This is a genomic window from Vibrio sp. Vb1018, from assembly GCF_033338775.1.
GTDB classification, from domain to species: domain Bacteria; phylum Pseudomonadota; class Gammaproteobacteria; order Enterobacterales; family Vibrionaceae; genus Vibrio; species Vibrio alginolyticus.
This window is the reverse complement of sequence record NZ_JAWOTI010000001.1, coordinates 314,453-327,004: the sequence shown is the minus strand read 5'-3', so window position 1 is coordinate 327,004 and position 12,552 is coordinate 314,453. Positions and strand designations below refer to the sequence as shown.

Genomic DNA, 12,552 nt, shown 5'->3' with positions numbered 1-12,552 from the left:
TTTAATACAATGAATGCTTTCTTTTGGTTGATATTACTTAGCGTAACGTGGAGCAGTATTGGTCTTTGTGCAAATTCAGCAAACCACTTCTCTGAGCTACCGAGTCCTGAAAATTTCTCTTTAGAAAAGTTTGAGAATATCAGCCTCAATCTGGAGTTGGTGATCAATCAAAGAGCAACAGGGCTTGTTGCGAAAGTTGAGCGAGTTGGCGATCAGTTCTTTTTGCTCCGGGAGGACCTCATTTCAGTTGGGGTTACCGCCAAGTCGTTGCCTGGAACCGAAGAGAGACTTGAGGTTACGTCTATCCCAGGTGTTAACGTGCGTTACTTGCAATCGTCATTGCAACTTGCAATTGACGTACCGCCTAATTGGTTACCGATGCAGAACTTATCAGCGCAGGATATGGGGCGATTTTCCCCGGCTCAGTTTGGGCGTGGTGGCCTGCTTAACTACAACGTATTTGGTGTGTACGAGAACGAAAGCCGACAAAAGGAGGTTTCTATAAATCATGAAGTCAGAGCCTTTTCTGAGTTTGGCGTTTTTTCTACTACCGGGATATTTAAATCTAACTTTCATCGCGATGTTCAGTCCCAGCAAAGCAGCCAGTACACTCGTTTTGATACGAGTTACGAGTACGTCAATCAAGAGAAGCGAATTCGTATGGAGGTAGGGGACTATATTGTTCGCCCTTTATCTTGGAGCCAACCAGTAAGACTGGCGGGTATTCAGTTGTCGCATGATTTCTCTATGCGTCCGGATGTCGTGACGACGCCGTTACCTGCATTTTACGGTGAGGTCACAGCGCCCACTACGTTAGATTTGTTTATCAATGGCTTTAAAACTGACTCAATGAATGTTGGGCCCGGTCCTTTCATTATTAACGATATTCCAATGCTCTCTGGTGCTGGGGAAGCAACGGTAATTGCAACGGATGCTCAAGGTAAGCAAACGGTCATGACCAGCCCATTTTTTCTCTCTTCCGATCTACTGAAGACCGGATTTACATCTTACAGTGCGAGTATTGGTGCGATCAGAGAAAATTTCGGTAATGCATCTAACGACTATGGAGACGGTGGCGTGGTTACCGCTCTGCGTCATGGCATGACTGATTGGTTAACATTAGAAGCTCAAGCTGAAGCAAAAGATGACCTGATCGTTGCGGGGTTGGGCTTTGTCACCAATGCTTTCAACTTGGGTACGGTGGATGCCTCGTTTCGTGTGAGTAATTTTCAGGATCAATCTACCTCATATGCGCTAGGTTATAGTTATCAGTCTCGGTTGTTTAGCTTCGCTGCTCGAACTCAAGTAGAACAAGCCGACTTTTATACCTTATCTCATTTACCAAATTACGAAATGCTCGATGAAGGCAAGGACGCTTCACTCGCGTCGCGCCATCTATCACAAATCAATATGGGAGTGCGTTTGGGAGATTGGGGCTCACTTTCTGGTGGGTACTTTGATATTCAACAATCCGACTCAGATTCACGTACCCTAAATCTTACTTATAGCTACGCTCTGCCTTTTAATATCAATATGTCCCTTTCTTACAACCATAGTATTGGTGGTCAGAGTGTTACGCTGGCGCAATTCTCTCTACCTTTCAGTTCTTTGGGGGGAAGTTCGGGGTTAACGCTGAAAAGAGAGGATGATGGCGATGTTAGAGGGCGAGTGGGTTACAGCCGCCTTGCGCCAATACGAGGTGGGTGGGGCGTCAATTTAGCGCATGATATTAACGAGGACCCAGAAAACCGTAAACAGGCCGATTTGACCTACCGTGCGTCATGGGCGCAGTTCAGAGCGGGGTTAAATGGCACCAGTGGCGACTATGATTATTTTGCGGAAATGGCAGGTTCAGTCTCTACGTTGGATGGAGAAATATTCCCAGCGAATGAAGTGTATGACAGCTTTGCGGTAGTGAGCACCAGTGGTTTTGAAGGTATTCCGGTTAAATATGAGAATCAAATTGTCGGAGTGACAGACGATGAAGGTTACTTACTTGTTCCTTGGGCTACGGCGTATTACACCGCCAAATATGAAATCGATCCACTTAATTTACCAGCCAATGCTGCGTTTTCTGAGACAGAGCAGTTTGCTTCGATACATTCGGGCTACGGCTACCTGTTAGAGTTCCCAATAGAGCTACAAATTGCACTGAGCATGACGGTGGTAGACGAAAATCATTTGTTCCTTCCGATTGGTACATATGGCCGCTCAGAAACGGGCTTAACAAGCCAAATTGGTTGGGATGGTTTTACGTACTTTGAAGGCGTTGACCTAGGCCGCTATATTCAGTTTTATCCTCAAGGACAGTCGCCATGTAAAGTGTTTATTGAGGGGTTGTATCAGCGTGACAGTCAAAAAATACAAACATTGCCTGAGCAGGTTTGTATCAAAGCCGAAGAAGAGACCGCACTATGATTTTGCGCAGCTGGTTTGCTAGCCTACTTCTCTTTTTCTCGTGCTCGACAATGGCTTGTCAGCTCACGGCGGCAACACCTTTAATCTTGTTTGGCAATGTTTCTTCGTTTACTGTTTCAAGCTCTCAGCAGCAAAGCTCAGCTCAGCCTCATGCGGGGATTACGTGTGACTTTTCTACACTTGTGTCTTTGTTAAGTGGCGACTACGTATCAGCAACGTTTAACAGTATAAATAATGGTTTGCTATTAAATGAGGATGATCCGAGTTCGGAGCTCAGCTATCAGATTTTTGGCGATCCAGGTCTTTCACAAGAGTATGTATTCGGCCAAACTTACAATTTTTTTGAAATCGGGTTACTCGATTTACTCGGGTTGTTTGGCACTCAAGCTGAGTTTCCGCTTTATGCTCGGACGGGAGTGGGTAGTAATCTTTCCGCTGGGACTTATAAAGACCAAATCACCGTATCCTGGATTTGGGATTACTGTAAGGGTATCGGGGTTCTAGGGGTATGCATTGGCCGCGCCAATGGCAGCGCTCAAAGCGTGATTACGGTTGAGTTAGAAGTGACCCCTGATTGTATGATCACGGCGCCAGATATTGACTTTGGTTCGTCCCCATTAGTGGCCGGTTTTGAACCAGTCAGTCAGGTTATATCGTTAACTTGTACCAAGAATAGTTCCTTCTCCATTGGCTTGAATGACGGCCTAAATGCGTCCGGCGGTCAGCGGCGAATGATTTCTAGTGGTCACTATTTGGAGTATGAAATCTATAAGTCATCAACGATGGAGCGCTGGGGAGGCACCAGTTCTGAACGTCGTGAACACGGTGACGTCGATACTGGCGGCTCCATTCCGGATGGTATCACTCCACAGAATTATAATTATCGCGCGCAGATACTAACCAGCCAAACGACCCCTCCTGCAGGTACTTACACCGATTCAATAATCGTTGACGTTCAATTTTGAGCATCATGTCAATTACATCATTAGAGGCTTCTATTCCAAAAATTTTTTGTAATCATAGTTTTCACTCTGTCACTGCTTAATTTTGTGAGATTAGTATGGCTTTATTCTCACGGAATTTAACTTTCAGAAATAAGGAAAATGATGAAGAAGTCACTAACAACATTAGGTTTGGCACTGGTATTTACAGGAACAGCTTATGCAGCAAGCTGGGGCTACGAGGGAAACCATGGGCCAGCTCATTGGGGTGAGTTTGCATCTGAGTGCGCAAAAGGTCAAAACCAGAGCCCAATCAACATTGAATCGGCGACCGAAGCGAAGCTAGAAAAATTGAATTTCGACTACGAAGGTAAGGCAATTTCACTGCTGAACAACGGTCACACTTTACAGACTGGTTTAGAAGGTAAAAACACACTCACCATTGATGGTAAAGAGTTTACGTTGAAACAGTTCCACTTCCATACGCCATCTGAAAACCATGTGGACGGTAAAGAATACCCTCTAGAAGCACACTTTGTGCATGCCGACAAAGTAGGTCATCTAGCTGTTGTCGCGGTGTTCTTTAAACTGGGTGACGCGAACCCAGATCTAGCTAAGATGCTAGCTAACATTCCAACTAAAGATCAAGATGTTACCATCAAGGTTCCATTTGATGCTGATGCCCTTATCCCAAGTGATAAAGACTACTACCGCTTTAACGGCTCACTAACGACACCGCCATGCTCTGAAGGTGTACGTTGGTTCGTGATGAAAGAAGCACAAACTATTTCTCCTGAGCAGATAAAATCTTTTTCGGAAGTAATGGGGAAAAACAATCGCCCAATCCAACCGCTGAATGCACGTATGGTGTTAACGCAACAATAACCACTTCATGCGAAGAAAAATAAAAAGCCCGCTTAAACACAGCGGGCTTGATTATTTGGGTATTGGTGAGAACTAGAAGCCGTGATCTTCTTGCTCTTCCGCTTTTACCATTTGTATAGGATCAAGCTTAAGCGTCTGAGTAGGGAACGCGATATCTGCATCGTGTTCTTTAATGATGTTGATTACCTTAAGCAGTATGTCCTGCTTAACCTCATGGTATCTCACCCAATTCACGGTTTTAGTAAAGGTATAGATAAAGAAGTGCAATGATGATGGACCGAATGTATCGAAGTTGACGATAAGTGTTTGGCGTGCATCAATGTCTTTGTGACTTTTCAGCATTTCTTTTACCGCGGTGATAATTTGCGGCATTTTTTCTGCATCGTCGTAACGAAGTCCAATTTTTTCGTAGATACGTCGGTTCAGCATGCGAGATGGGTTTTCTACGACAATGCTGCTAAACACTGAGTTTGGTACATACAGTGGACGCTTATCGAAAGTTCGGATAATGGTCATGCGCCAGCCAATGCGTTCTACTGTCCCCTCTATTTGTCGGTCTGGAGAACGGATCCAATCGCCAACTTTAAATGGACGATCGAAGTAGATCATAAGACCTCCAAAAAAGTTAGACAGCAAATCCTTCGCCGCTAAACCGACGATCAAACCACCAACACCACCGAAGGTAAGTAGGCCCGATAGTGACAGACCAAATGCCTGCATTACGGTTAGAATTCCGACGGTAATAAAGAACAGGCGCGCGACCTTAGCTATCGCTTGTACTGTTGTTTCATCTCGGTTCTTTTGTTCGAGAACATGCTCTTCAACATTGGTAATGAGCCGCATAACGGTCCATACGAAGATGCTGATGATTAAAATCAGTTTCAGCGTACTTAACCAGTTTATTTTATCGTTGAGCTCGCTCTCTAATATGATGCCGATAGAGACGGTTGCTGGCCAACACCAAATGAGTGTACTGACTGGCGCTTTTAGCGCATCAAGCAACATGTCATCCCAGTGGAAGGGCGTTTTCTCTACGAGCGCAGCGAGGCGAGAGCGGATCAGCCGCCAAGCTATCCAAGCTATAAAGCTAGCGAGCGTAATGAAAAGGACGCTCCCACTCCAATTTTGATGAGACGTTTCAATGTAGCTTTGTAATTCGGTAAACCACTGTGGCATATGTAACTTATTTCTAGTGAACCATGGAAGGAAAGGTAGCAGATATTACTCCTTCACCCCAGTGATTTCCTTTAAATCATTTACTTATGTCTAAACCGCCCGAGATGGACTTTTCCTTCCGATGAAAAGAGAGTCACCTCAATGTTCTGTTGAGCGACCGCCTCATGCATGTTCAGAGGTACGCTACCAATGATTGAGGGTTGATATTTGGACGATCAATTATAACTTCTCTGACTTATCGCTAACATTTATCTTAAGTAAGTGTGAGAGTGTATTGGCTCTTGAATTAGCGGAGGCAGATATGGAATTTACAGAGCTGGATCGAAACGCGCTCTACGACATCTGGATGTCACAAAAAGCCAAAATGCACATCACTCAAATGGAAATGGCGAAGCGCCTTGGTTTGAGTCTACACGAGTTTTCTGGCTTGTTACGTGGTAATTCTCCACTGACGCTAGGTTTTGTAAAACAGCTATGCGAGCAGCTACATGTACGTCCTGGTCAGGTGATTCCGTCTTTGACGGAGCGTGATCTATCTGCATCTGGTACCGTTTATTTACAAAATCGTGTGACGGTGGATGGCGATATCAGTAACGTGTTTATCGACGGAAACCAAGTCGTGATCGAGTACGTTCACCAAGTTAGCTAGCTTGCTCGTCAAATTATCGGGTTGAAGAGCAATAAAAAACGAGCCACTGTTGGCTCGTTTTTTCGTTTCTGTTTTGCTCGATTGCAAAGATTATGGGATTTTCACTAGCGAATCGCGTGAAAGATCCGCGATAGACTTAGCGCCAGTCAGCGTCATTGCTACACGCATTTCTTTATCGTACAGATCCAGTAGGTTTTCAACGCCTGCTCCGCCTTGTGCTGCCAATGCGTACACAAATGAACGGCCAAGAAGCGTACAGTCTGCACCAAGTGCGAGCATACGAACGACATCAAGACCAGTACGAATACCAGAGTCTACGAAGATCTTAAGATCACCTTTTACCGCATCCGCAATGCTTGGTAGTGCTTTAGCACTTGAAAGTACGCCATCTAACTGACGGCCCCCATGGTTAGATACCACAATGCCATCTGCGCCGAAACGTACCGCATCTTTCGCGTCTTCTTCATCTAGAATGCCTTTGATAACCATTGGGCCATCCCAAAAATCACGAATCCACTCAAGATCTTTCCAGGAGATAGAAGGGTCGAAGTTTGCGCCTAACCAGCCGATGTAATCTTCTAGCTTTGTTGGTTCGCCACGATAAGTTGAGATGTTACCTAAGTCGTGCGGTTTACCAAGTAGACCCACATCCAGCGCCCAGCTTGGGTGGCGCATCGCCTGGAATACACGACGCATGGCCGCGTTAGGGCCACTCATACCTGAGTGCATGTCACGGTAACGTGCGCCAGGAACTGGCATATCAACGGTAAACACCAGCGTTGTTACGCCTGCTGCTTTTGCACGCTCAAGTACGTTTTTCATAAAGCCACGATCTTTAAGCACGTAAAGCTGGAACCACATTGGACGTTCAATTGCAGGTGCGACTTCTTCAATCGGACAAACCGAAACAGTTGACATAGTAAATGGGATGCCTTTTTTCTCGGCTGCTTTTGCTGCTTGCACCTCGCCTCGGCGCGCGTACATACCAGTTAGACCAACAGGAGCTAGCGCGATTGGCATTGCCAGTTTCTCACCGAAGATCTCGGTTTCGAGGCTCAAATCTGTCATATCGCGTAGGACGCGTTGGCGAAGAGCGACATCACCTAAATCGTCAGTATTACGCTTCAGCGTGCGTTCGTCGTAAGAGCCGCCATCAATATAATGGAATAGAAACGGGGGAAGCTTGGCTTTCGCGGCAGCGCGGTAGTCAGTAGAAGCTGAGATAATCATAATGGTGTCCTAGCGGTTATTCTAAGCAAAGTTGTGGAGCAATTTGCTCTTTCGTTGAGTCTTCATCGCAAAGCAGTGAAGACATCAAAATGAGTATAGTTACCTATGGTTCACTTACGTTTGAATCGGTGATGTTGGTAACCCATTTACATAATTGGTTGAAAAATTTTATCAAATCACTCAATCAGTTATGCAAACTGGAAAGGGTGACACAGCTGTCGGGGGAATTGATGTAGCAAGCTAAATCAACATGTCGGGGTAGTAGTGCAGACAGCTGTGTCAAATTAGGCAGGGCTGTAAACCCTGCGTTTCGCGTTACTTCATCAAGACATCTGTCATTTGGAAGCCATAAATCAGAACCAATCCAATAATGCCTGTCATTACAATGTAGTAGAACGTAGGGATAATCGTTTTACGCAATGTTGCGCCTTCACGACCAAGCAAACCTACCGTGGCTGATGCGGCAACAACGTTGTGAATCGCAATCATGTTACCTGCAGCAGCACCGACGGCCTGGAGTGATACAACAATCACACTCGAAATAGACAACGTTTGTGCCACTTCGAATTGGAACTGGCTGAACATCATATTTGATACCGTGTTTGAGCCAGCGATGAACGCACCCAGTGCACCAACGGTGGCACTCAGCGCTGGGAACGCAGAACCAACAAGGTCAGAGGCGAAGTTTGCGGTTGTGACGGGCATACTTGCTAGGTCAGCACCGTTGATGCCTGAGTTGATAAAGATACGAACCATCGGAATGGTAAATACCAAGACAAAACCCGCCCCAATCAGTGTTTTGCTTGACTCGCCAAATGCTTCACGCAATGGCTTTACGCTGCCGCTTTGTAACATTGCAGCAAGTAGTGCGACAAACACCAGAATGCCACCAGGAAGGTATAACGGCTGAATCGCAGCGCTAACGCCAGTCTCACCAAGAATGTTGCTGAACGACAAACTTACGCTTTGTACAAAGCCTTTCAGTTCTGGGCTTACGCGGCTTGCGACGAGAATAACTGCCAGCATTACATATGGAACCCAAGCTTTTACGATGCTCATTGGCTTGCCCGGATTGTCGTTTAGATCGACTTTTAGCGAACCTAACCACTCTGCAGGCCATTTGTCTTCGCTTTCGAAATCCCACTTAGTCTTTGGTACTAAGAAGCCTTTTTTCGCTGCGGTAACAACGATAGACAGACCAACCAAACCACCGATAAGTGAAGGGAACTCTGCGCCCAAGAATACGCCGGTTAACGCGTATGGAACGGTGAAAGAGACACCAGCGAATAACGCAAATGGTAGAATATCCAGGCCTTCACTCCAGCTTCTGTTCTTGCCGAAGAAACGTGTTAACATCATCGCCATTAATACCGGGATCATCGTACCTACGACTGCGTGAATGACAGCAACGTGTGCTGTGATATCTTGCAGGTACATTTCCCACGTTGCACCTTGTGCGGCCAACGACTCACTGATGTTATGGGTGTCTAAACCTTTGTTTACACCTACGATGATAGGCGTGCCTACCGCGCCGAATGAAACAGGCGTAGACTGAATCATCATGCCCATTAGGACAGCGGCTAGCGCAGGGAAGCCGATTGCAACCAGTAGTGGTGCAGCGATTGCTGCCGGGGTACCGAACCCAGATGCGCCTTCAATGAACGAGCCAAAGCACCAAGCAATGATGATGGCTTGTACACGGCGGTCAGCCGAAATATCGGTAAATCCATTACGGATTGTGGTGATCGCTCCAGTGTGTTTTAAAGTGTTGAGCAAGAAGATGGCACCAAACACGATCCATAGAACAGAGACAGTAATGCCGAGTCCTTGGAATACGGAGGCCAGTACGCGATTGGCTGACATATCCCAAAACATAAGTGCGATAGCGACGGTTAGACCGAACGCAACAGGCATGGCTTTTTTAGCAGGCCAGTTGAGACCAACCAATAAGATGGCGGCAACAACAATTGGCGAAAATGCCACTAGGGCAAGTAGGGTTTCACTCATTTGTACATCCTTCGTACGCTGACTTCTCGAACGGTGTCAATCCGCTGTAGAGGTGACTTTTTGTTGTAATGGTTTTGTTAATTTGGCGTGAATTTACTCCTTTATTTTTTGTTGATATAGGGAAATAATGAAAATAATTAATTCCAAAAGTGACATAATGGTATGAGAGCAGACGACTTAATTCTATTTTCTCAAGTAATCGAACTTGGCAGCTTTAGCAAGGTTGCAGAGGCAAATAACCTTACAAATTCGGTAGTTAGCAAAAGAATGGCGAGGTTGGAGGAAGAAATAGGGGCTCAGCTATTATATCGAACAACGCGCAAATTAACCTTGACTGAGGCAGGTAAGGTGTTACTCCACAGTGCTAAAAATGTGAAGCAGGCCACTCAGGAGGCTATGGATGCTGTTGCAGGCTTTGGAGAGAATGTGAGCGGTCATATAAAAATGTCCGTGCCGTGTATCTCTGGAGATTTGATACTTGCTGATGCTGTTGCCGAGTTTTGTAACCTTCATCCGGGCCTGACCGTGGACATGTCATTGGATAACCGCTTTGTCGATTTAGTGGCTGATGGTTACGACTTAGTCATTCGAACTGGCTACCTAGCCGACTCCAGTTTGATCGCACGACATATTCTCGATTCCCAATGGGTGGTATGCGCGTCCCCTTCATATATCGCTAAAAATGGGAAACCGATCGAGCCGATTGATCTCACCACGCACAATTGTCTGCAATACGCTTACCAAACTACAGGTGCAACGGATTGGGAGTTTAAAGGAGAAGATGGCAATTACATCGTCAAAGTATCGGGCTGCTTTTCTACTGATAACGCGACCGCATTACGTAAAGCCGCTCTGGGCGGCCATGGTATAGCTTACGTCCCGCGATGCTTGGTGTATCATGATATTCGCAATGGCCAACTGGTGGATATTTTTCCTGAACTAGTGGGTAAAAAGTTGGGTATCTATGCGGTGTACCCGTTTACTCGTCAACCACCGAATAAAGTGAAACTGCTTATTGAGCACATTCGTGATCGTTACTTAACGATATCTCATTATTTCTAGTTCCTTCATAGATTTAAAACAATGTCATTGAAATCAAAATTGGGTGCTCTAAGGTAATCACCGCTATAAAACGATTGAAGATAAACAACTTAATAAAAACAACGGAGTAACACGGACGTTATGCATTACCCAAAAACACGTAAAGATTCTGTCGTGGACACTTATTTTGGTCACGACATTACCGACCCTTATCGCTGGTTAGAAGATGATCGCAGTGAAGAAACCGCTCAATGGGTTTCGGGTCAAAATTCGGTCACCTTCGATTTCCTTGGTCAGATACCGTACCGCCAACAAATCCGTGACTTAGTGGCGAAGAGTCAAAACTACGAAAAATATTCCCAGCCATTTGTACGTGGTGACTACACCTACTTCTACAAAAACGACGGTTTGCAAAACCAAAGCGTATTGTATCGACGTAAAGGCGAGGGAGAAGCCGAGGTGTTCCTTGATCCAAATACTTTCTCCGAAGAGGGCACGACCTCTCTTGGCGAAGTCAGCTTCTCTAAAGACTACCGTTTGGTCGCGTATTCCATCTCGGAAGGGGGCAGTGATTGGCGTAAGATCTTTGTCATTGATACGGAAACCAAAGAACAGTTAGAGCCTGAGATTGTTGATGCGAAGTTTACGTCGATTTCTTGGCTGGGCAGCAAAGGCTTCTATTACTCAAGCTACGATAAGCCGCAAGGCAGCGAGTTGTCTGCTCGAACTGAGCATCACAAGCTTTATTATCATGAACTTGGTACACCTCAATCTGAAGATAAAGTGATTTTCGGTGAGTTGGATACGCAAGTTCATCGTTATGTGTCTGGTACGACGACGACAGATGATCGCTTCCTCATTATCTCTGGCGCAGAATCTACATCGGGTAATCGTCTGTTTTATATTGATTTACAGTCTGAGTTACAGGCAATTGTGACGCTGCGCGAGACAACGCAAGGAGACACCTACTTAATTGATAGCCAAGACGCAACCTTGCTGCTTTACACCAACCTAGACGCGCCGAATGGCAAAGTTGTCAGCTACAACACTCAGACAGAACAATGGGCTGACGTGATTGCTGAACAAGAACAGCCGTTAGAAATCAGCAAAGGTGGCGGTTATCTGTTTGCGACTTATATGGTAGATGTGCTTTCTAAAGTGCAGCAGTTTAACTACCAAGGTGAGTGGATTCGAGATGTACAATTGCCGGGAGAAGGCACGGCTTATGGTCTGGCGGGTAAAAAAGAAGAAACCACACTTTATTACACATTCACTAACTACGTGACGCCTCCGACGATTTTCTCATTTGATGTCGAATCTGGTGAATCCACACTGTTTCAGGAATCAAAGGCACCGTTCGATCGTAATGAGTATGAATCAAAACAGGTGTTTTACACCTCAAAAGACGGCACGCAAGTTCCGATGATCATTTCATACAAGAAGGGCGTTGCACTTGATGGTAGATCACCAACCATGTTGTATGGTTACGGCGGTTTTAACATCAGCCTTACTCCAATGTTTTCTGGCAATGTAGCCAACTGGCTAGAGTTGGGTGGTATATACGCTGTCGCCAACATGCGAGGCGGCGGTGAATACGGTAAAGCCTGGCACAACGCAGGCACTCAGCAGCAAAAGCAAAACGTGTTTGATGACTTTATTGCGGCGGCGGAATACCTGATTGAAAACGACTACACTAGCTCGGATCGCCTAGCGATTCGCGGTGGTTCTAATGGTGGTTTGTTAGTTGGAGCGTGTATGACGCAACGCCCTGAACTATTCAAAGTCGCGCTGCCTGCGGTTGGCGTGCTTGATATGCTGCGTTATCACACGTTTACTTCTGGAGAAGGCTGGAAGTATGACTATGGCACGTCGGAGCAAAGTGAAGCGATGTTCCAATACTTGCTTGGTTACTCTCCTGTTCACAATGTAAAAGAAGGCGTGCAATATCCTGCTACCTTGGTGACAACTGCTGATCACGACGACCGAGTTGTGCCAGCACATTCGTACAAATTTATTGCGAAGCTGCAAGACAAACAGCAAGGCGCTAATCCAGTATTGATACGCATTGATGTTAATGCCGGTCATGGTGCAGGAATGCCGCTGAGTAAGCAAATTGACCTCACCACAGACGTGTATGCATTTACGTTACATAATATGGGTATTGAGTCGATTTAATGCCCTAGTTGTTAGAAACTTCTGAGAATA

At 45.7% G+C, this 12,552-nt stretch carries 9 protein-coding genes; 6 read left to right on the top strand and 3 right to left on the bottom strand.

The annotated features are described in order from the left end of the window. Positions 1-9 precede the first annotated feature (9 nt). From R7Z10_RS01320 to R7Z10_RS01310, 3 genes are all read left to right on the top strand, one after another. Positions 10-2,418, top strand: a complete 2,409-nt coding sequence (locus tag R7Z10_RS01320; RefSeq protein ID WP_318103834.1) for a fimbria/pilus outer membrane usher protein — start codon at positions 10-12, stop codon at positions 2,416-2,418. Next, positions 2,415-3,383 (top strand): spore coat protein U domain-containing protein, encoded by a 969-nt coding sequence (locus R7Z10_RS01315; RefSeq protein WP_158173227.1) that lies wholly within the window; start codon positions 2,415-2,417, stop codon positions 3,381-3,383. The genes R7Z10_RS01320 and R7Z10_RS01315 overlap by 4 nt, the downstream gene beginning before the upstream one ends. Positions 3,384-3,524: 141 nt before the next feature. Next, the gene (locus R7Z10_RS01310) at positions 3,525-4,244 is read left to right on the top strand and encodes a carbonic anhydrase (protein WP_042521660.1); all 720 of its coding nucleotides are present in this window, start codon (positions 3,525-3,527) and stop codon (positions 4,242-4,244) included. 72 nt (positions 4,245-4,316) lie between these two features. Here the strand turns inward: R7Z10_RS01310 and R7Z10_RS01305 are convergent, their stop codons facing one another. Beyond that, positions 4,317-5,420 carry a mechanosensitive ion channel family protein gene (locus R7Z10_RS01305; RefSeq protein WP_318103713.1) on the bottom strand — a complete coding sequence of 368 codons (1,104 nt, stop codon included), beginning with the start codon at positions 5,418-5,420 and terminating at the stop codon, positions 4,317-4,319. Between the two features lie 301 nt (positions 5,421-5,721). Between R7Z10_RS01305 and R7Z10_RS01300 the strand changes: the two genes are divergently transcribed. Then, positions 5,722-6,069: a helix-turn-helix transcriptional regulator gene (locus R7Z10_RS01300; protein ID WP_005375109.1), complete on the top strand. Its 348-nt coding sequence runs from the start codon at positions 5,722-5,724 to the stop codon at positions 6,067-6,069. Between the two features lie 90 nt (positions 6,070-6,159). Here R7Z10_RS01300 and lldD read toward each other — a convergent pair whose 3' ends face one another. Beyond that, positions 6,160-7,299 carry an FMN-dependent L-lactate dehydrogenase LldD gene (gene lldD / locus R7Z10_RS01295; RefSeq protein ID WP_005383962.1) on the bottom strand — a complete coding sequence of 380 codons (1,140 nt, stop codon included), beginning with the start codon at positions 7,297-7,299 and terminating at the stop codon, positions 6,160-6,162. Between the two features lie 315 nt (positions 7,300-7,614). Further along, on the bottom strand, positions 7,615-9,306 hold the full coding sequence (locus R7Z10_RS01290) for an L-lactate permease (protein ID WP_005375111.1): 1,692 nt from the start codon (positions 9,304-9,306) through the stop codon (positions 7,615-7,617). A 162-nt stretch (positions 9,307-9,468) separates the two neighbouring features. Here R7Z10_RS01290 and R7Z10_RS01285 point away from each other — a divergent pair, with 162 nt between their 5' ends. Further along, entirely contained in the window at positions 9,469-10,368 is a 900-nt protein-coding gene (locus tag R7Z10_RS01285) for a LysR family transcriptional regulator (RefSeq protein ID WP_005375112.1), read from the top strand. A gap of 120 nt (positions 10,369-10,488) precedes the next feature. Continuing rightward, the gene (locus R7Z10_RS01280; RefSeq protein WP_318103709.1) at positions 10,489-12,522 is read left to right on the top strand and encodes a prolyl oligopeptidase family serine peptidase; all 2,034 of its coding nucleotides are present in this window, start codon (positions 10,489-10,491) and stop codon (positions 12,520-12,522) included. Positions 12,523-12,552 lie beyond the last annotated feature (30 nt).